General features: G+C 52.5%; 14 protein-coding genes. 7 read left to right on the top strand and 7 right to left on the bottom strand.

The features are described from left to right. Positions 1 to 60: 60 nt before the first annotated feature. Positions 61 to 2,517, top strand: coding sequence for a sensor domain-containing diguanylate cyclase/phosphohydrolase (locus CA13_RS29555; protein WP_419194995.1), 2,457 nt, complete (start codon positions 61 to 63; stop codon positions 2,515 to 2,517). Positions 2,518 to 2,713: 196 nt separating this feature from the next. On the opposite strand, the gene CA13_RS29550 is transcribed toward CA13_RS29555, so the two are convergent. From CA13_RS29550 to CA13_RS29535, 4 genes are all read right to left on the bottom strand, one after another. Next, the gene (locus CA13_RS29550) at positions 2,714 to 4,516 is read right to left on the bottom strand and encodes a sulfatase family protein (RefSeq protein WP_146402786.1); all 1,803 of its coding nucleotides are present in this window, start codon (positions 4,514 to 4,516) and stop codon (positions 2,714 to 2,716) included. A gap of 84 nt (positions 4,517 to 4,600) precedes the next feature. Continuing rightward, positions 4,601 to 6,073: a sulfatase gene (locus tag CA13_RS29545; protein ID WP_419194994.1), complete on the bottom strand. Its 1,473-nt coding sequence runs from the start codon at positions 6,071 to 6,073 to the stop codon at positions 4,601 to 4,603. A 180-nt stretch (positions 6,074 to 6,253) separates the two neighbouring features. Then, positions 6,254 to 8,668: an alpha-L-arabinofuranosidase C-terminal domain-containing protein gene (locus CA13_RS29540; RefSeq protein WP_146402782.1), complete on the bottom strand. Its 2,415-nt coding sequence runs from the start codon at positions 8,666 to 8,668 to the stop codon at positions 6,254 to 6,256. Between the two features lie 476 nt (positions 8,669 to 9,144). Then, positions 9,145 to 11,826 (bottom strand): PAS domain-containing protein, encoded by a 2,682-nt coding sequence (locus CA13_RS29535; protein WP_146402780.1) that lies wholly within the window; start codon positions 11,824 to 11,826, stop codon positions 9,145 to 9,147. A gap of 455 nt (positions 11,827 to 12,281) precedes the next feature. Here CA13_RS29535 and CA13_RS29530 point away from each other — a divergent pair, with 455 nt between their 5' ends. From CA13_RS29530 to CA13_RS29510, 5 genes are all read left to right on the top strand, one after another. Beyond that, positions 12,282 to 12,827, top strand: coding sequence for a sigma-70 family RNA polymerase sigma factor (locus CA13_RS29530; protein WP_146402778.1), 546 nt, complete (start codon positions 12,282 to 12,284; stop codon positions 12,825 to 12,827). Continuing rightward, positions 12,824 to 14,578: a LamG-like jellyroll fold domain-containing protein gene (locus CA13_RS29525; protein ID WP_146402776.1), complete on the top strand. Its 1,755-nt coding sequence runs from the start codon at positions 12,824 to 12,826 to the stop codon at positions 14,576 to 14,578. Before CA13_RS29530 ends, CA13_RS29525 begins: the two co-directional genes overlap by 4 nt. 500 nt (positions 14,579 to 15,078) lie before the next feature. Then, on the top strand, positions 15,079 to 15,843 hold the full coding sequence (locus CA13_RS29520; protein WP_146402774.1) for a PEP-CTERM sorting domain-containing protein: 765 nt from the start codon (positions 15,079 to 15,081) through the stop codon (positions 15,841 to 15,843). Between the two features lie 99 nt (positions 15,844 to 15,942). Then, positions 15,943 to 17,916, top strand: a complete 1,974-nt coding sequence (locus tag CA13_RS29515) for a BNR-4 repeat-containing protein (RefSeq protein ID WP_419194993.1) — start codon at positions 15,943 to 15,945, stop codon at positions 17,914 to 17,916. A 400-nt stretch (positions 17,917 to 18,316) separates the two neighbouring features. Further along, the gene (locus CA13_RS29510) at positions 18,317 to 18,700 is read left to right on the top strand and encodes a hypothetical protein (protein ID WP_146402771.1); all 384 of its coding nucleotides are present in this window, start codon (positions 18,317 to 18,319) and stop codon (positions 18,698 to 18,700) included. A 221-nt stretch (positions 18,701 to 18,921) separates the two neighbouring features. On the opposite strand, the gene CA13_RS29505 is transcribed toward CA13_RS29510, so the two are convergent. Next, positions 18,922 to 19,182, bottom strand: coding sequence for a hypothetical protein (locus CA13_RS29505; protein ID WP_419194992.1), 261 nt, complete (start codon positions 19,180 to 19,182; stop codon positions 18,922 to 18,924). A 433-nt stretch (positions 19,183 to 19,615) separates the two neighbouring features. Next, positions 19,616 to 19,864, bottom strand: a complete 249-nt coding sequence (locus tag CA13_RS29500; protein WP_419194991.1) for a hypothetical protein — start codon at positions 19,862 to 19,864, stop codon at positions 19,616 to 19,618. 539 nt (positions 19,865 to 20,403) lie between these two features. Between CA13_RS29500 and CA13_RS29495 the strand changes: the two genes are divergently transcribed. After that, the gene (locus CA13_RS29495) at positions 20,404 to 20,751 is read left to right on the top strand and encodes a hypothetical protein (protein ID WP_146402769.1); all 348 of its coding nucleotides are present in this window, start codon (positions 20,404 to 20,406) and stop codon (positions 20,749 to 20,751) included. Between the two features lie 221 nt (positions 20,752 to 20,972). On the opposite strand, the gene CA13_RS29490 is transcribed toward CA13_RS29495, so the two are convergent. After that, the coding region (locus tag CA13_RS29490) for a hypothetical protein (RefSeq protein WP_146402767.1) at positions 20,973 to 21,777 on the bottom strand (805 nt) is incomplete at its 5' end.

Below are 21,777 nucleotides of genomic sequence, written 5' to 3'. Positions count from 1 at the left end.
TCCAGATTCTTCACCTAGTGCGCGATGCACGGTGGTGATTTGATCTCCGACGTTGGAAAAATGTTTAAATCCAAACTAAAGCCGATTTCCGTTGCCAGCCGAATGGCTGGGAAACTCGTGCTTCTGTCTGGATTCACGCTCTCGCTTGTGCATCTTTTGGGGGTCATTCCCGATCCGAATCGGGCGGAATTGCAGCGTAAAGCAGTACTCACCGAATCGCTTGCGATAACATCTTCTTTGCTCGCGCTGAATCACGAAGATGAGATCATCAAAAAGAATCTCAGTTCGATTCTCGATCGCCATCCTGACGTCCTCTCGGCCTGTATCCGTCGAAAAAACGGGACGATTCTTCATCAGATCGGTGATCATGAGCGACATTGGCAACTTGAGCCGGGTGCTAACTCAAACCCTAACAATATCTGTGTTCCCATCGCGGCTGGTAAACGAGAATGGGGCACCGTTGAGCTTAGCTTCAATACCGATCAAGGGCTGTTCGCAAGATTGATGCAATATCCGTTGGTCGTGGTTGGACTGTTCACTTTAGTTGTTAATGGAGTTGTCTTTCGACTGTATTTGGCGCGTGCGTTCAGATACCTTGACCCGAGTAAGTCGGTTCCAATGCATGTTCGCGCAACCCTCGATACTTTTTCCGAAGGAGTGGTTGTCCTTGACAATGAGCAACGCATCGTGCTTGCGAATGACAAATTCAAAAAGCATATAGGCAAAAGTGAAGAGGAGCTCTTAGGTAAAAATATCGACCAACTTCCTTGGGAAAGTGACGATGACGATGAGGTGACTTTGAGATGGCATTCCGATGATGACTCAGCCAAGACCGTTCGATTGGGTTTAAGTTTTGAACACGAGCACCGTACCTATCTCGTGAACGCGTCGCCGATTCTAGGAAATGATGGACAGCGCCGTGGTACGATTGCGAGTTTTGATGACATTACGCCGATGGAAGAGAAGCGTAAAGAGTTGAGTAAGATGCTCTCCGAACTTCAATTATCGCGTGACGAATTGAAACTTCGCAATGAAGAACTGAACCATCTGGCAACGCGCGACCCGCTAACGGGCTGTCTAAACCGGCGAACATTCTTTGAGATTTTTGACAAAGAGTTTAAGGCTTCGCAGCGTCATCAACAGCCACTTAGTTGCTTTATGGTTGACGTCGACCATTTCAAAATGGTTAATGACAACCACGGGCATAGCGTTGGTGATGTGGTTCTACGGTGTATCGCAACCGCTATTGAAGAGAACGGACGTGATTCCGATGTGGTCTGCCGCTACGGTGGCGAGGAGTTTTGTGTCATCCTTCCGCACACCGATGCTAATCAAGCGTCCGTGGTCGCTCAGCGAATTCGATCGACAATTGAGCAGCTAGAATTCGAGAAGTTTATAACGACCGTAAGTATCGGCATGTCGTCAGCCACGTTTGGTGCTTCGGATCCACAAGAACTTCTCGAACAAGCTGACAAGGCTCTGTATGCTGCAAAGCGAGGCGGACGAAATAAAGTCGTTCGTTGGGAGGAAATCGCTAATAGCAACGATGCTGAGTCGCCTAACGAACGCGAAATGGATAACAGCGGACTTTGTCTTTCCAATAGTCCGTCAATTCCGTATCCCGCGGTCGCATCGTTAATGTCGGCGCTTGCCTATCGTGATGCCTCAACAGCAACACACTGCACCCGGGTTGCTGAATTGTGCGTAGCGACTGCCTCGGGCTTACTCTCCGTCAAAGAAACCTATGTCTTGGAGGTCGCTGCACTTCTTCATGATATTGGAAAAATCGGTGTGCCGGATGCGATTTTGCTAAAACCGGGACCATTGACTCCCGAAGAATGGGAGATGATGGAACTGCATGATCGTATCGGAGTCGAGATTGTCGAAGCTTCGTTCTCACATCCCGAACTTGTTGACATTGTTAAGTACCACCACGCCACCTTTGAGTCCGATGGCAACTCAAAACTGCCGTCGAAACACGATATCCCCATTGGTGCAAGAATCGTGACGATTGCGGATGCGTATGATGCGATGGTTTCCGATCGAGTCTATCGCAAGGGCCGGCCAATCGAGGACGCATTCAAAGAACTCAGACGTTGTGCGGGCACGCAATTTGACCCTGAACTCGTCGAACGATTCATTGCAAGCGTGCGAACGCACAAAAGTGTTGATTTGCCAGTGCAGTCACGACAAGTGGCCCTACAGCTTGGATTGCAAATCGAGCGTCTTGCCGATGCAGTCGACGAACAAGATTGCATTAGTATCAAAGCGATTGCATCAAGATTGGAGGCGACTGCGGCCGCCGGAGGCATTCCCGAGATCGAAGATTTGGCATCAGGAATTCGTCATGCGGCAACCGAAGACAAAGATCTCTTTTCGCTGTTCACCATGGTCGGGCAACTCATTTCACTGTGTCGCTCAGCCCAGAAAATTCATGCTCGCACCAGTTTCAAGGGCGACGAAAATTGCATCGCCGATTCGGACGATGCCCAATCGCGACACCAACTCGCTAAGTAAGCTGGTTACTCATCGATGCATTGAGGCTTCCTACATCGGGCTGGCATGTGCGTACTCCGAACTGTAAACGCCCAAACGGCCAAACGCCCAAACGGCCGACACGAACATCGAGCTTATCACCGATGTCTCGGACCGAAGTAGTTGAAATGGCGAGATGAAATATGGGATGGTTGTCTACCGTTGGCGGTCAACTCATTTATTTCCACAGTACGACCGCTTTTCCCGATGGCGATTCGAGTTTGAATTCACGAATGGTGGTTGTTCCCGAAGGAACGATGAATCTCAAGTGAATCAGCTTGCCTTGCACGGGCAACTCAATGGTGTGAGTGGCCCATTGGTCGGCAGTCGTGATTTCGGATACTGCCTTGCATTCAGGCAAGAAATCTTTCTGAGTCGATGTTCGCCATGAAATTGCAGCCTCGCCACGGTTGCTTGACGTCAACTGGATCGTGGCTGTCACTGGACCGGGTAACTGAAGTCCGTTGTAAACGAAAAATGGCGCCGTAGCACTGCTCTTACTACTCATACACAGCGAACCGTCTTCGACAGTCAATTCGCTGTTGCGCGAAATCCAACCTTGAAGCTCTGGTCTTGCCGGAGATCTCCTTGGCGACCCCGCACGCGGTTCCACAGGCTTGCCATCCATGTAAAAGTCATAGAAAGCGTTGTAGGCATTCGGAGTGTTGGACAGCGCAAAAGGCTCAAGGGTAGCGGCCCAGGAAGTCAACCGCTCACGTAGCCGAGTCACGAGTTCTGGATACTCAAACGCAACGTTATGTTTCTCTTCCAAGTCAGCGTCGAGGTCGTACAGGTATTCGCGGTCACCCGCAAGCAGCAGCTTCCATTTTCCTTCACGGATCGCTGACTGCGCTGTCCAACGCCACATCAATGTGTCATGCGGAGCAGCATCATTTTGGCCTGTCAGATAGGGAATCAAGTTGACGCCGTCCAACTCGTTTGCGGGTGTGTCATGGTTGGCGATCGCTATCGCCGTAGCGGCAACGTCCAATGCACTAATGGGGTGATCGTAGATCTGTCCGGCTGGGATCGTCCCTGGCCAACAGACAACGAACGGAACATGCATTCCACCTTCGGCTAGCATCCCTTTTTCGCCGTTGAGCGGATCGTTTAAAGATCCATCCCACCCCGGACCGCCCCCGGGCGCGTCTGCTTTGTGAATCTTTAGTGGTGCACCGTTATCGCCAATAAAGAAAATCAATGTCTGTTCGGTCAACGCGTGTTCGGCGAGCGTCTTCGTAATCAAGCCAACTCCGTCATCCACAGCCGACAACATCGCCAGTGCTTGCCGACGCCGCTCGGGCATTTTGCCTGGGAAACGGTCAAGATATTTTCTCGGTGCGTCTAAGGGAACATGCGGTGCTCGATAGGCCACGTACAAAAAGAATGGGGCATCTTTGTAACGCTCGATTATAGATGCTGCGGCTTCGCTGCATCCGTCGACGTGATATCGCTCGGGTTTGAGGTTTGACATCTCGCGGTCTTCGGCGCCGAGCGTGATGTTGGCGGAAAATGGTCGCTGGGCATTTTGGTTAAAGACATGCTTGAAACCGTGTTGGGTGATTGCAGGGCCCGGTCCGAGATGCCACTTTCCGAATTGCGCCGTGACGTATCCGGCCTGCTGAAGCCGTTCGGCAATCGTTTGTTCACGATCGAAACCGTCAAGCGGATATCCGTTAGCCTCGACACCAAACCGCGACTGAAATTTGCCTACCAATAATCCGGCCCGGGAAGGAACGCATTGCGGAGCTGTACTATAACCATGCCGAGCCAACACGCCGCGTCGGGCCAACGCATCAACGTTGGGCGTTTTGATATCTTTCAACACGCCTTGGCAGGAAAGATCCGCGTGTCCATGATCGTCGGTGTAGAACACGATGATATTGGGTTTGTCACGGATATTGGGTTTGTCACACTCAGCAGTCGCGAGTGTCTGTGGCAATAATACAATTAGGGCGATTAGCGGTGTTAGCGATTTCATGGGACTGCAAATGCTTTGCTGTGATGAATGGTTGTCGTGGCTGGCGGCAAAGGGGCAATGTGGGGTGAGGAAGAACCGGCGGTTCTAATTTTGCTTTGTCCCAGGGCGGTCGGACTTGAGTTTGTTGTAACGAGAGTTCCTCGGTACTTTTCGATCCTCGGCCGCGTCGATCGGGATCCCTTTGGCAAGTCGCTCTTTGATTTTGGCGTAGTTCGCCTCGTTCGCAAGATTGTTGAACTCATTTGGATCCGACTCTAAATCATACAATTCTTCAAAGTCGTTGCCGTAACGGATGTATCGGTAACGGCAATCACTTACTGCATGAGAGGGCGAATTCTCTTTGCCGAATCGGTACGATGTCAGCGACAAACGTTCTCGTGCCGCCTCTGTATTTTTCAATTGTGGTACCAACGAAACGCCATCGCATTGCCGCGGTATCGGTATCCCCGCCAATTCGCAGAGCGTTGGGTAGATGTCGGTAAGTGTCGCGGGTTGCGGGGTCCGCTTGCCGTCTTGGCTCACGCCAGGCGCGTGGATGAATAGCGGCACATGTGTGGTTTGATCCCACAACGCGAATTTTTCCCAGTTTTCCTTCTCGCCGATGTGGAAACCATGATCGCTCCATAGCACGACAATCGTGTTCTCCTTCATTGCCGATGCGTCGAGCGCGTCGAGAATGCGGCCAAGTTGGTGATCGACGTAACTGATGCTGGCCAAGTACCCACGCATCAGGTGCGGCCATTGTTTGTTCTGTGCCACCCATTTGTGCCAGCGACGTCGCCCGTGGTCGTGAGCATCGTCGAGGTCATTTGCCAAACATTTAGGTAATTCGATTTTGTCCTCAGGATAGGCATCAAACCACCGTTGCGAGACTTCCCAGGGGATATGCGGGCGAAACAAGCCGACGGCGAGGAACAATGGCTTGGCTCGTGGTTCATTCATTTGCTCAATCGCCCAGTCGACAACCAAGTGATCGCCATAGCTTTCTTCGGGCTCTTCCAATACGGCAGCGCCGAAAAGTTGGAAATGGAGCGGTCGTCCTGGTGAAAGGCCGGTTTCAGCATCAGGAACGAGTTTCGGTCTTGGCCAATCATTTGAGATCGGATCGAGCGGATCGCCACGATAAGCGTCCCAAGCCTCGGGATCGTTTTGTGAATCACCAGGCGTCCACTGAAGCGCATGAAAAAGCTTTCCGCCACCAACAGCACGATATCCGTGATCGCGAAAGTGCTGTGAGAGTACCACTGCCTTTTCCAAAACCGGCGACTCGTCTCGCCAACGAGGACCATGGGCACCGAACAAATTTCGGTAGATCCCTGACGTCGCCGGATGCACGCCCGTCATTGTTGATACTCGCGAAGGATGGCACGCCGGCGCCGCACAATGTGCGTTGGCAAACAGCACCGACCGCGACGCTAACCGTTCGAAGTTAGGCGTCTGAATACCGGGATGATTGTCCAATGGCGAAATATAGTCGTTTAAGTCATCGATCGCGATGAACAGAACGTTCATCGGTTGATGCGGTTCATCCGCGGTCGCCGGTGTAGAAAAAACCACGATGATGAAAACAACGAAAAGATGTCTGACTACAAATAAACCTGGAGACAATAACGGAGAGGAAAATGAGAAAGAGCGAATGCAATCAATCAGCATTCGTGGCACGCTAATCATCGTTTACCTTCCATTTTCTTGTCGAAACCAACACAAACTCGAACCAAGTTCAAAACGTCTCACCTATCACTCGTCTCCCCTCACTGTGACAACACCAGCGGAATAGGCGGGCATCGAGAACGTCACCACTTCACCTTTCACTTCGGCCGACAAAGTATTCGGCTTGACCGCACTGGGCTGTTCAAAACTGTTGCGGGCATCGAGTCCACCCGGCGCAACTAACAGCATCGAAGCTGACTTCGGCTCGAAGTCGCCTTCCAATTCAATCGTGATGGTCTTTTCAAATTCCGTTGGATTAACAGCCTTCAGGTAAACGTTTTGCCCATCGTCACCCTTCGTAGCCACAATGTTGCTACCGTTCAAATCACCGGCCAACGCCAGGAAGTTTGGTGCGAAGTGGTCGCGCCACAATTTCATGACCACATAATTCGGCGCCGGGAACCAACTGTTTTGGTCAAAGTTGATGAACGCGTTGTCCCAAGCACCTGCAGTCTTTTCTCGCATCAGCAGCGCGGGACCGCCAATGATCAAAAAATCACCTTGGCGCTCAAAGGCGTTCAACAATCCACCAGCATACAAGCCGGTACGCCAGTCAATTGTTTGCGCGTTCCATTCGCTGACATACAACTTGATGTCGGGGTTGCTGCTCTCGGCAACCGCCGTTCGAGTGTCTATATAGAGCTGTTCCTGATCGCCAACACCGCTGGAAAACAAATTCGGATTTTGATAGTGGTGGATGCTAAGAATATCAAAATGTTCCGCAGCACCGTCGAGTAGTACTTGGTTGTATCGGCGATCCAGACTGTTACCCCCATGGGCCAGAATCGTGATTGAAGGGTCCTTTGCACGCATGGCTGGGGCAAACAGTTTGACCGCCTCTACATAGACGGCTGGATCACGCTGTTGGGAACGCCATAGTTCGTTATCAATTTCCCAGTACTTGATCTCGTACGGTTCCGGGTGACCGTTGGCAGCCCGCATCGCACCATACTTGGTATCGGTCGATCCGTTGCAATATTCAATCCATGCGACTGCTTCGTCGAGCCAGGGCTTCCACGCTTCGGGGGTCGAAGTGCCCTCAGGGTGCATGCCGGTGTTGATAACCATCAACGGCTCTGCATCGAGCTTCCGGCATAGTTCAATGAATTCATCTGTACCCAAAGAGTTCGGGTCGCAGTCTTCCCATTGCTGTATCAGGTTCATTTTTCGCGTGTGTTGCGGTCCGACGCCGTTCATCCAATGGTATTGTTCGGCATAACAACCCCCTGGCCAACGGATGATTGTCGGTTTTAAACCAGCAAGCGCTTCGTACAAGTCGGCGCGAAAGTTGTCGTTCGCCGCGGCAGAGGCTGGCATTAAGCTAAACTGATCGACAGACACTGTTTGCTCTGAATCGGCCGTCACCTGTAAACGACCTTCCTTTGCATCTGCGGTGGGCGAAAGGTTGACCGAGAATTCCTGCCACGCGCTCGATATGCCTTTGATCTCTTGCCGGGCCAGTACCTTGTCGTCTTCGTTAAGCACTTGGATGTTGGCTTTTGCCACACCATCGGCTCGCAACCAGATCGATCCGGCAAGCGGATCTGACGAATCGAGTTTAACGTGCGGTTGGCTGATCGTCGCCTTGCCGCCCGCGTCAGGTGTAAGCACGGCTGAGAACTGATCATTGAGCGGGTTGTCGTCACTAATCTCAGCTTGGCCCGATACGATCTGCCAATTGGCTGCAACCTCAGGTAACTGGCCTCCGCGCTCAAGCGGGGGCATGCCGTCCAATAGCGTTTTTCCGCTCAGAGACTTGACCTGGAAATTGCGGAACTCCGCCACTGTACTCCATGTGCCGACTCCAACTTGTCCCACAAGGGGCGCCCCTGTGGCTGTTTCATCCATTAACTGCTCTCCGTCGAGCCAGACTTGGATGCGATTGCCTTCGCTGCGGATGCGAATATCGTACCATCGGCCCGATTCGATCGATCCACGTTTTCTCCGTCCCAATAGACCCTTGGAGCCGTTGCGGAGATCTTCAATCCCATGCTCCGAATTTCCCCACCCGCCGAGATTTATCCAAACATGGCCCGCTCGACCGGCTTTACCAACCAGTATCAAGAAGCCTTCATTTCCGCGGATCTTCTTGGCCTGGAGCGAAAAATCAATGTCACGCCATCCTAAATCGCCAAAGCCAATTGTGGCACCGGTGGCCGTCACGCTATTCTGCCGGATCACACTCTCGTCGATGGTCCACGCCGAAGACGCAGGCTGCTCGAAACTTCGGTTCCAAACGACGTTACCCCAAAGACCACCGTTGGCCGAGTGATAAATGTGTTCGTAAAAATGGCCGTACACCTTCGGATCCACTTGATGGGTCACCTTGTCCGTATCGACCGTTATCTTTACGTCTCCGTTGGCCTCGGCATGCGCCGCGTGCGCCGCCACGATTGAAATAACAAAGACCGTGACCAAGTTTTTCCAATGCATGCTTCTCATGATTCTCTTTTGGAGTTTATATGTTTTTGTGACTAACAATGGTCAAAGAAAAATAATTGGCCAAGATCAGCTTGCGGATTTTGGATAGTTTCAAAAAGCGAATGCAATTCGCATACGGCGAGTCGTCAAACAAACTCTTGTCGAAGGCTGAAGTTCGTTGAAGTACTGCGTTCCACGATGAGGGGAAGGGGCGGAACACGTCATCGCGACGAAATCGATTTTGAAGGAACCGAAAAATATTGTTGTGCGGGAAGGATCGCCACCATCGGATGGCTAGAAGTGGCCATGCATTGTAGTCGATCTCGGAACGTGATTCTGCCTCAACGATGATTGGTTGATATTTTAGGTGTGGTTGTGCAGTGGCTGTAATGTGTCCGGCCTGCTTTCTAACATCATTCCCGACATCTGTTTTTTTCCCTGGCACCTCATTCCACCTTATGGTGCACTTCTCAATCGCGCTACACTTTGAGTAAGCGTTAGCCGACTGGCTTGTCGAGCACGCGTCGAACAAGTTCTGCAAGCATTTCGAACGAGTAAGGTTTGGGAAGAAACTCGACACCGTTTTTCAGGACTCCCAGATGCGAAAAGGCATTGGGAGTGTAGCCTGAGGTGATGATAACTTTAATTTCTGGTCGAAGTGCAGACATTTTTTCCGCCATCTGCGTGCCATTGATGCCTGGCATGATGACATCGGTGATCAGTAGATCCAAAGTCTGCGTCATCGAAGATACTGCGTCGATGGCCTCGCCTCCAATTGGAAAGGCAAGAACTTTATACCCCAGATTGGTGAGCAATCGTGCAGTGAGTTCTCGGACGGCATTTTCGTCCTCCACGATTACGATCGTCTCCGTCCCCCGGTGCGTCACATTGGCCGACACCGGATCGGGTAGTTTGCTGGCTTCATAAACGCGCGGAAGATAGACTCGAAATGTGGTCCCATATCCACTCTTTGACTCCACTGATATTCGACCTTTGTTTTGCGTTACTGCGCCAAAAACCATTGCAAGTCCAAGCCCGGTACCAGCGCCGACTTCCTTGGTCGTATAGAACGGCTCGAAAAGGTGCGATTTGTCCTCCTCGGTCATGCCCGATCCATTGTCTGAGATTGCGAGCACAACGTATTCACCTGGTGGACATTCGTCACACGCCTTGTCTGTTTGGACATTCTCAGTCTCGATTACCAATTTGCCTCCCTCAGACATCGCATCGCGCGCGTTAATTGCAAGGTTGAGTAGGCACTGTTCACATTGCCCAAGATCAAATTGAACTTGGCCTAGGTCAGCAGCAAGAATTGTCTGCAACTCAATGTCCTCACCGAGCAGTCTTTCTAGCATTTGTGTCATACTCCCGATCACATCATTCGGGTTGAGAACCTGCGGCTTAATGATCTGTTTCCGAGAAAAAGCAAGTAGCTGTTGTGTCAAACTTGATGCTCTATCGGCAGCCTTTTTCACTTCGGAGAGATCGCTGCGCAAAGATTCATGGGGCCCTAAATCGATTAACGCCAATTCGAGATATCCGTTGATCACCATCAACAGATTGTTAAAGTCGTGAGCGATGCCGCCTGCCAATCGACCGATCGATTCCATTTTCTGTGACTGCATGAACAACTCCTGCAGCTTTTTGGACTCGGTGATATCAACAAACGAACCGATCATATTGACGACCTTGCCGTTGGAGTCGTGAATCGTGTTCGTCGACGCCATCACGTTACAGTTCGTGCCGTCTTTTCGGATAATCAGCAACTCCCCTCGGTACTCTCTTTTAGAGTAGATCCCGTCCATCATCCGCTGTGCTGATTCGGGTTCAATCATATCCTGGGGCAGTTTGTCTATGACTTCTGCTTCGGAATCATAACCCCATAAATTGAGAAAGGCTTGGTTGACGTAGGTCAGTTGCGCAGTTTCATCCGCAATCGCAAAAGCGGTCATGGAAGTTGCCAAAGCTCGGTCGGTAACACGGAGCGCCTCTTCCGCCTGTTTGCGCTCCGTAGCGTCAACCAGCGCACCGATAGTCCGCACTGGATGCCGATTGCTCCCTGTCCCGGCAAAGAACGTTTGCGACCGCGCGATCACCCACCGTGTTGAACCATCTGCAAGAAGGATTCGATATTCTTCGTCCCATATTCCATTGCCCGAGGGGTCGTGGGCCTTTTGAATGCTCTGAACAAGCCTCTCTGTCTCATCGGGATGAATCATTTTTATTGTGTCGGGCAAAGTGATTTCAGCAGTCAAATAACCGCCATAAATCTCACGCATTCGTGTCGACCAAAAAAGAACATCCGTGAGATGATCGTGGTCAAAAAAACCAATATTCGATACGCGTACTGCCTGCCGCAGTCGTTCCTCACTCAGGCGAAGTTCTCCCTCGCCTTGAAGCTGTTGGGTGATGTCTTCAATCGTGCCTATGGAACGCAACGGAAGGCCATTGTCGTCATAAATCGTTCGACCCAGCTCATGCACGTGCTTGATTCGGCCGTCGGGCATTAACAGACGATGTTTGATTTCGAAAGCAGTCTTACGGGACACAGACCGGTTATAAGCCTCAACGACGTCATTCCAATCGTCAGGATGGACTCGAAGTTGGAACGCCATAATCGATGATTCGGCGACGATCGAATCAAACTCGAACATCTCATTAATCTCCGTGGACCACCAGCGTCCACCGGTTGTTAGATCGAACTCCCAGATGCCGATTCTTGACGTCTGCTGGCCTAGCGTCCGCCAGTCTTCCGATGCTGCGTGAGCTATGCGAGCCAGCTCACCTTGCTTTTTCGAAACCGCCGATTTGGTATCCCGATACTTCGAATGACGGACGAGATAGCCAGCCGCAAGAAGGGTGTCAGAACCACTTTCCCGAGTGATCCGCCATCGAAGGGCACAATAGGTTCCATCCACGCAGCGAAAGCGATGATCGAAGAAAACAGAGGCTACATGCTTTGAAAGTACTGAAAACTGACTTAACGTCGCGTACAAATCGTCCGTGTGTGTCATTGACACGAACGAGCGGTCGACGAATTCATCGCTGGTCCAGCCAAGATGGCGGCGAAAGGACGTATTGGTTCGGATGAAATATCCATCCAGATTCATCACACATAGAAAATCCGATGTGAGATCAAAGATCGCCTCAAAGCTTAGCTCTGACATAGAAGTAGACATGGGGAAGTAGGGGGATTTCTTTCGCTTCTGGACCGCTGCAATCGCTTTTTCGATGGCAACCCAATGTCCGACGCCAGTCGCATAATGGGCTCCAAAAAATCAGGCGGGAGGCATCTACGTGACTCTGCGTCTCTCTTTGCCTCGAACGGGGCCATGGTAAAACAGCCAGCTTCATCCACACGCTTCGTTCTTGACAATGGTATCGGACTCGCCAAACCAGAGTTGATCTTCTTGAATGACAATTTAGATGATCCGTTGGTGAACACCGACCCCTTTCACCTCTCTTTCTCTTTAAAGAAGGTGTGTGTTTCTCTTTAAAGAAGGTGTGTTTTTTTTGGGGGCGACGGGGCACTTGATCTTTCGTTTTGAAACGCAGAAAATTTGAATTGTGCTAATTCTTGCATTTGACAGGGAATTCGCAACGGATTTCAGCTTTTCCGGCTATTGCATGAAACATGAGGGAACAAAACACAAAGATTGAACTCACGCCCCAATGGGTGCTCCAGTTAACGGAAGCTCAAAGTCGGCTTCTGGCCTTTCTCTTGAAGCGATTGGGTAGCCACGATCAAGCTCAAGAGGTGCTTCAGGAAGTCAATTTGGTACTCTGCCGAGACGCGTACAAATTTGAGGAGGGCACTGATTTCATGGCCTGGGCTTTCGCGATTGCTCGCTTCCAGTTGATGGCTTTCCGCAAGCGTCAATCGCGGGACCGTCTGGTGTTTCCTGTTGATCTGACGGAGTCGCTTGCTTCGCTAGATGAGAAAATGTTTCCCGTTGAGGCAAATGCACAGCGGACGAAGACGCTCAATGACTGTATTCAGAAGCTTTCACCGGAACATCGGACGCTGCTGCTCCGGCGTTACGCCGAGGCGTCGTCAGTAAAGGCGATTGCGGCTGATTCGGACAAGACCGCCAACGCCATCAGTTTGACGCTGCATCGTATCCGCGAACAACTCATCAAGTGTGTAGCGATGAATAAACCCACAGGGGTAGACGCATGAATGAATCAGCGGACCAGTCGGGAAAATTGGACCGGCTCGGCGAACTACTGCCCGGGTTGATCGACGGAGTCCTTTTGCCCGCAGAGACCGAGGAGTTGGTTCAGATTCTGAGGCAATCATCGGATGCACAGTCGTATTACCTAACTTATCTCCAAATTCATTCTGATCTTGGCTCCATTTGGGGTGCAGGTGCGACGGTTGACATTCCGTTAGCTGGTAATTTGGTGCAGACTTTGGAGCTGGCAAAGCCAGTACCAATAGCCAATCTGCGACAGGGCTGGTTTGCAGGGATGTCAGATCACTTCTTTGGTGTGGTCGCGTGTCTCATTGGAATCATCATCGTGCTATCCGTTGCAGTGGTGTTTTTGCTCAGCGGACCCATCGGCGATTATCGCGATTCGGTGATGTCGCTGGCGGACGCCATGGATTCACGGGCCGGCAAATTAAAGGATGACGCAGCGGGGCGGGCGACTGAGCGGAAAGCCGCATGGGACCCTGACGTAGCGGTGGTGGTGCGGATCGATGGAACGGTATCGTCGTGGATGGCCGTTGGGCACCGGTTGAAGCCCGGACGAATCGTACTTGGGAACGGATCGGTGCAACTCGAGTTTATGAGCGGTGCCGTGCTGGCATTTGCAGGCCCTGGCGAATTGGACATTCACTCGAAAGACGCAGCGACGTTGATTTCGGGCAGTGTGAGCGCGCACGTTCCCGAGCGGGCGAGAGGGTTTGTTCTGAATGCACCCGATGCGGCGATCGTTGACCTTGGTACCGAGTTCAACGTAAACGTCGATCCCAACGGTGTATCGGAAGTCGAAGTCACCAGTGGCGAGGTTGAGCTTTCCCTGTTGGGTAATGACGGAAATACACTGACAAGTCAAAGGCTCCACGAGTCGACGCGAATGCGTGTCGACGGCTTCGATAGGTCACTCGTCTTACTTGACTCTGGCGGTTCGGCAACTTCTAAAATTGTCGCTTTTGACGATTCCCGATTACCGGTGACTGACCAATACGTGGATGAAATTGTTCGAGCCGAGCCGATTTTGTATTGTCGGTTTGAAGGCAGTCGCGATGCATTGATTCCTAACCATATGAGTGATCGGCTCGCGTTGCGTGCAGACCCCCCGGAAAGCTTTCACAACAGCATTCGTCTGAGCAGCGGGCATGTTCAGTTCATCCGGACCGAGGCTTCGCGAAGCTTGGTTATTGATGGTGTGATAGAAGATCTAAATGAAGGTCCCTATTCAATCGAATTTTGGATGAAGCCGGATGACCTTCAGCATGCCACATGCTTGGGGGTTTTTCCGGAATCGCGAACGGACGCTGGCAGTTTCATCAACGTCATTGAAATCGTGACCGATACATTCATGATCCATGATCCCGGAGCAATTCGATTTTTGCACCGTTCGCCGCCCGGTGAATTGTTTGGCCAAGGTACTAATGCATTCACCCCCGGAATATGTGTGCCGGGTCAGTGGCACCATGTTGTTGCTGTAAAGACAAATCATGCGATGGAAATTCATGTCAATGGACAACTCGTACGACAGGTTGAATTAAAAGAGGACAAACGACATGGACCGGGCCATTTTTATGTTGTGTTGGGCCAACTGCGGGACGACTGGCATCGACGTCAGTTTTCAGGTGCTCTGGACGAATTGGCAATCTACAAGCGAGCGTTGACTGTCAGCGAGGTGGCGCAACACTTTGAGATCATTGCATTCGAAAATCAGCAGCCGACGTTAACAGAGTGATCGCCGCAATCGTGTGATACACGCGTAGGCTTTCGCATACATCGTGCCGGTGACCGAACATAAATTCGAGACCACTGCCATAAACTCGAGACCACCGCGCGACGCGTTGGCCGGTTAAACGTGTCAGCTCAATATCTTCACTACTCAATATCTTCACTGCTCAATATCTTCACTGCTCAATATCTTCACTGCTCAAGAATCGCACAGGCCGCTAGGAAGTTCCAGATGAATTGCCCTGGGTTTTTCCTAGCGATTGTTGACATCGCAGGTCAATACTTCCGATCTGTCGCCAGCGTTTCTGTTGATTCGCATGCATCGAAAGTCGATGCGGTTTGGCCCTTGTGGAGTGCTTAAATTGCGAGGATTGAGCGAACTTTAGGGATTTTGCGGATTTTGCATGGAATCGCTGACAGATCCGCCGTGGGACCGCTATATGCTATCTAGGGTGATCTGTTCCCCAATGACCGACGACTTCCGATTGACTACCTGGAGAGATTAACGTGAAGCATTTCCCTATCCTGGCTGCGATTCTGATGGCCTTTACATCGTCATTTGCGCAGGCAGCTATCGTGTATATGGACGCGAATACCGGCAACACAACGCTCGCCGCCGGCGGGGCCCTGACGTTTTCCCCTGGTACCGAAGGCGATGACCTTTGGAATGACCGTGGTTTCGGAAATGGTGTCACCGTCATCACTTCCAATGAAAATGCTGAAGACGCACCGCGGCTTCAGACATCCATCGCGGGGTTGGTCGCAGGCGAAAACTACGATGTCTATGCGTATTTCTGGGGTGCTGGTGGTTCGGGCTCAGATGGCCTTTGGCGTGGACGAGCTAGTCTGTCGAACGATGCTGGTGATCTTCAAGGCTACAACACGACTCACTTCACCGGTTCGTCGTTTTTGCCCATGACTTACATTACCTCGCCTTCCAGGTTGGACGAACTTAATCCTGGGCCTCTGTCGACGGCCGACGGATCCGGAATTGAAAATGGTGGGTACTTTGCCAATTCCGTTCTCACCGAGCAGGGAGATCGTCGCCTTTACTCGGTTAGTCTGGGCACAGCGGTCGCCGATGGCACCGGTGACATCAATGTTTTCATCGATGATCTAGCGAATACGTCCCAGGGGAACCGAACTTGGTACGACGGAGTTGGGACCGAGTTGGTGGCTACCGCCGTTCCTGAGCCTAGTAGCCTGGGCGCACTTGCAATGGTTTCATTGGGTGTGCTCGGATTCCGCCGACGCAAGTCTGGCAACCGCTAGACGACCGCTTGGTGCTTTTATAACACTTGCGTTTTTGCAGAGGCACGGTCGTGCGTACGGCCGTGCCTTTTCTATATCATCAACATGCTTTTAAGTTTCATGATGCCTCTTCGATTCACAATCCTCGCTGCTACCCTGGCTTGCTGTCTACTTGGGAACGTTGCATCTACCCAAGCCCAGACCGATTTTGTTGATGGGAAGCTGATTCAGTTCAACGAGAACGGCGCCTGGTCTTGGTTTGAAGATGAAAGAGCGATTGTGGACCCTTCAACCGGTCAACTCTTGGTTAGCTCCATCTCTGATTCCAGCGGTGCCCTGGGCCGATCGGGCGATGTCGATGTCGTGACCTTCAATTTGAGTACTCGAAGAACCAAGAACTTTACGCTCAACGGTGGGATGGATGCCGATGACCATAACTCGGCTGCCCTGCTTCGGATGAATGACGGTCGCTACCTTGCCGCCTACTCAAACCATATCTCCGATCGCCTCACGCGAACGCGAATTTCGGTATCACCGGGGGACACCAGCGCATGGACGCCTGAAGCACAACGAGACAACGGTGCTGGCACGACCTACAACAACCTCTTTCAATTGTCCGAGGAAGGCGGCCGCATTTACAACTTCACGCGCACACAAAATTTCGATCCGAACTTCTTGGTTTCTAATGACAATGGCGATTCCTGGAACTACGGCGGCAAACTGCTCAATGGCGGATCGAACTCGACGCGTCCTTATGTAAAATATGCGGGAAACGAAACGGATTCGATTCACTTCATCAATACCGAAGGCCACCCCCGGAACGCCAACAATAGCGTTTACCATTCCTTCATTCGCGGTGGTGAGGTTTTCGATAGCTTCGGAAACAAGATCGATGATCTCGATACCATTGGCATGGCATCTACTGCCGGTACACGAATCTTTGCTGGTAACGCGGACAACGTCGGCTGGGTGAGCGACATTCATCTTGATTCGACAGGAAAGCCATTTGTTGCGTTTTCGGTCCAGAAGGACTCGGCCGGATTGCCGGGCGGTCAAGGCGGCGAGGACCTTCGCTACCACTACGGGCGATTCGATGGTACCAGTTGGCATGTCAATGAGATCGCGTTTGCGGGAAGCCGATTGTATGCCGGCGAGGATGACTACACGGGTAACATCGCACTGAACCCTGACAACCCAAACGAAGTCTATATCTCGACCAATGCCGATCCAACGACCGGCAATCCATTAGTCAGCCAAGCCGACAACAATCGGCACTACGAAATTTTCCGAGGCACCACCATTGATCAAGGCGAAACATGGGATTGGCATGCAATCACCAAGAACTCGAACCAGGACAACCTTCGTCCTATTATTCCCGATTGGGACGACCAAAACCGCGCCGTCATGTGGATGCGAGGGACGTATACGTCGTACACCGACTACGACCTCGCCGTTGTCGGGTTGGTTGATGAGGGAGGCGAATTGCATAACGGAATCAAGTACTTCGACGCCGATGTCAACAACACCCAACTTGTAAATGGGCAGACACTGGTCCCCACCCAGGGCAGTGGCCAGGGTGCGAATGACGGCCTTTGGCACCGGCGCACTGGATTTGGCAACAATGGTGACGTGTTTGCTGCCGGTGAAAACGGCAGCGAGAATGTGGGGATGTTGACGACGGACATTGTCAATCTAGATGAGGCAGGGATATTTGATGCGTATGCGTATTTCTTCTCAAACATGAACGAGGAATGGGAAATCTTCGCGGGGCTTGATCTCAATGACTTGGACTTCTTTTCGAGAAAAGCAGCTCAGCACGTTAGCGATGATGATTTTCTATCCTTAACCAGCGTCGGTGAAGGAAACGAACTGATGTACCAAGCTTATCTTGGTCGCGTGACACTGGACCAAAACGAAACACTTTCGATTTACATTGATGATCGCTCCGATAACTCCGGTGGCACTCGCCGGACTTGGTACGATGGGGTCGGACTCTCGCGGGTTGCAGTGACGGCCGTCCCAGAGCCAAGTTTCGTCGCGTTGCTTTTTGCTTCTACCCTTGGAATCTTGGCTCATCGCAAGCGAAAAAGCTGATTGGAATACGCCAAAGAAGACCGAAGGCGAAGGACCGAAGAAAGGACCGAAGGGAAGGACCGAAGGGGCCATCCAGATGTTAACGGAAGACCGAAGGGGGGCGGACCGCAGGGACCGCAGGGACCGCAGGGGCCATCCAGAAGTTCAACCGAACGAACCGTTGCTAGCAACGAACCGGAGAGAGGATGAGTTGTGCAACATACTTTTCTAGCAACGGGGAGGGGCCGAAGGGGCCATCCAGATGTTAACGGAAGACCGCAGGGGGACCGCAGGGGCAGGGGGACCGCAGGGGCCATCCAGAAGTTCAACCGAACGAACCGTTGCTAGCAACGAACAGGAGAGAGGATGAGTTGTGCAGCATACTTTTCTAGCAACGGATCAAAACTGAGATGGCCCCGTCTTGGCCGTCTTGCGTCCGATGGCCCCGTCGTGCGTCTTGTTCGTCCTGGCTCTGGCCAGTCTGCTGCAGGAGGCGACTTCGCAGCAAATCACCGCCGGTCTCGACACGGCCGGCAGTTGGTTGCAGTTGCTTGCCCAAGTCGTTCGGGATCAGACGCGGCGCGGAACGAGTAACACGTTGATCCTCGCCCTGCGCCGAGGCTGGACAAGTCCGCACGACCCGGTGATGGATGCCGTCGAAAGGACCGAAGGGACCGAAGGGGCCATCCAGATGTTAACGGAAGACCGAAGGGGGAGACCGAAGGGGCCACCCAGGAGGACCGAACGAGGCAAGAAGGGGCCAAGAAGGCAAGAAGGCAAGAAGGGGCCACCCATTTTCTTTTAGCAAAGGAAAGCAAGAAAGGAAGCAAGAAAGGGCCACCCATTGTCTTTAAGCAAAGAGTTTTTCCGGAGTATTTGCTTCGGACATGCTCCCCCTTTGGAGGCGATCGGAGTGGCATTTCTCCCTTCCTGCGAGTTCACATGCATCTTTACAACATCGACCGCGCAGCACACAACGCTAATCGCAAAATCAGTTGCAGGTTCTAGCGTGTGGAAGAGAATCCGCTACACCGAAGAAAGTCCGAGTGGGTTCTCGGGAGCACACAGCCAGCCTTGACCACACCGGACAGCCTCACGAGCAAGGCTTTCTGGAGTTCCTGCCGCTCGCTTAAAGACGCGACCAAACTTCTTCACAATGTCGCACCAACCATGGGTGTCGAGCCCAATGCGACTCAAGATAGGAGCCAAGTGATCGGGTATTTTGCCGACCTTATTGCGGTGCAACTGCCGGCCCGTCCAATCCAAGAGCTCCAAATAACGAGACATCGAGACCGCCAGGAAACCCTTGGTACTTGCCCGCCGACCTGATGAAAGCAAGAAAGGGCCACCCATTTTCTTTTAGCAAAGAGCTTTTCCGGAGTATTTGCTTCGGACATGCTCCCCCTTTGGAGGCGATCGGAGTGGCATTTCTCCCTTCCTGCGAGTTCACATGCATCTTTACAACATCGACCGCGCAGCACACAACGCTAATCGCAAAATCAGTTGCAGGTTCTAGGAAAGCAAGAAAGGGCCACCCATTTTCTTTTAGCAAAGAGCTTTTCCGGAGTATTTGCTTCGGACATGCTCCCCCTTTGGAGGCGATCGGAGTGGTATTTCTCCCTTCCTGCGAGTTCACATGCATCTTTACAGCACCGACCGCGCAGCACACAACGTCAATCGCAAAATCAGTTGCAGGTTCTAGCGTGTGGAAGAGAATCCGCTACACCGAAGAAAGTCCGAGTGGGTTCTCGGGAGCACACAGCCAGCCTTGACCACACCGGACAGCCTCACGAGCAAGGCTCTCAGGAGTTCCTGCCGCTCGCTTAAAGACGCGACCGAACTTCTTCACAATGTCGCACCAACCATGGGTGTCGAGCCCAATGCGACTCAAGATAGGAGCCAAGTGATCGGGTATTTTGCCGACCTTATTGCGGTGCAACTGCCGGCCCGTCGGGACCAAAGGGGCCATCCAGAAAGGACCGAAGGACCGAAGGGGCCATCCAGATGTTAAACAGACCAAAAGGGCCATCCAAAAGAGGAAGGACCAAAGGGGCCATCCAGATGTTAACGGAAGACCGCAGGGGGACCGCAGGGGCGGGAGGGACCGAAGGGGCCATCCAGAAGTTCAACCGAACCGGACCGTTGCTAGCAACGAACCGGAGAGAGGATGAGTTGTGCAGCATACTTTTCTAGCAACGGATCAAAACTGAGATGGCCCCGTCTTGGCCGTCTTGCGTCCGATGGCCCCGTCGTGCGTCTTGTTCGTCCTGGCTCTGGCCAGTCTGCTGCAGGAGGCGACTTCGCAGCAAAGGCCGGACCGAAGGGGAGGGACCGAAGACCGAAGGGGCCATCCAGATGTTAACGGAAGACCGCAGGGGCACCGGGGGGGACCGCAGGGGCCATCCAGAAGTTCAACCGAACCGGACCGTTGCTAGCAACGAACCGGAGAGAGGATGAGTTGTGCAGCATACTTTTCTAGCAACGGATCAAAACTGAGATGGCCCCGTCTTGGCCGTCTTGCGTCCGATGGCCCCGTCGTGCGTCTTGTTCGTCCTGGCTCTGGCCAGTCTGCTGCAGGAGGCGACTTCGCAGCAAATCACCGCCGGTCTCGACACGGCCGGCAGTTGGTTGCAGTTGCTTGCCCAAGTCGTTCGGGATCAGACGCGGCGCGGAACGAGTAACACGTTGATCCTCGCCCTGCGCCGAGGCTGGACAAGTCCGCACGACCCGGTGATGGATGCCGTCCGCATCCGTTATGCCAAGCTGCTCGCGGGCGCCACCGCCGCCGCTGCTTCACCGCGCGGCCCACCGCGACAGCAACGGGAAGGCAAGAAGGAGCCACTCATTTTCTTTTAGCAAAGGAAAGCAAGAAAGAAAGCAAGAAAGGGCCACCCATTGTCTTTAAGCAAAGAGCTTTTCCGGAGTATTTGCTTCGGACATGCTCCCCCTTTGGAGGCGATCGGAGTGGTATTTCTCCCTTCCTGCGAGTTCACATGCATCTTTACAGCATCGACCGCGCAGCACACAACGCTAATCGCAAAATCAGTTGCATGTTCTAGCGTGCGGAAGAGAATCGGCTACACCGAAGATAGTCCGAGTGGGTTCTCGGGAGCACACAGCCAGCCTTGACCACACCGGACAGCCTCACGAGCAAGGCTTTCTGGAGTGCCTGCCGCTCGCTTAAAGACGCGACCAAACTTCTTCACAATGTCGCACCAACCATGGGTGTCGAGCCCAATGCGACTCAAGATAGGAGCCAAGTGATCGGGTATTTTGCCGACCTTATTGCGGTGCAACTGCCGGCCCGTCCAATCCAAGAGCTCCAAATAACGAGACATCGAGACCGCCAGGAAACCCTTGGTACTTGCCCGCCGACCGGATGGATCGACACACGGTCCGACCGCATCGTTCTTTTCGTCAATCTCGATCGGACTCATCCAACCGCTCTTCCGCCGACGTCGACTTCGCTCCCAATCATGAGTACTCGGCCGAGTCCGATCCCGACGCTCAGCCAAATCATCGATGCGATCTTTTGCACCGGTGTATTCGCTGGTTTCCGGAGTTTCAGCAATCGCCGCACGAATCGGGTTCAAATCCACATAGGCTGCGCAAGCCAGCAAACTCGCTTCGTCCAACAGGGTCTGCAATTTGAACCTACCTTCCCAAAAGCGTCCGGTACACTCGTCTTCACGATTTGCTCGTCGAGCAATGTTCTCTGCCGTACATCGCATCCACCAACTGATGTCACTTAGACGCCGCCGTCGTTCGTCCAACGCATCGGCTTGATTGACGATCATGTCAATTTCCGGCTTCGTCGGTTCCTCGGGTGACCCATCTTTCTTGCGTCGATGAGGAAACAGCCTCAGCCAGCGCTGAGCCACT

Origin of the sequence: Novipirellula herctigrandis, assembly GCA_007859835.1 — a bacterium.
Lineage (GTDB): Bacteria > Planctomycetota > Planctomycetia > Pirellulales > Pirellulaceae > Novipirellula_A > Novipirellula_A herctigrandis.
The sequence above is the reverse complement of the archived record's forward strand: the minus strand, read 5'-3'. Positions and strand labels throughout refer to the sequence as shown.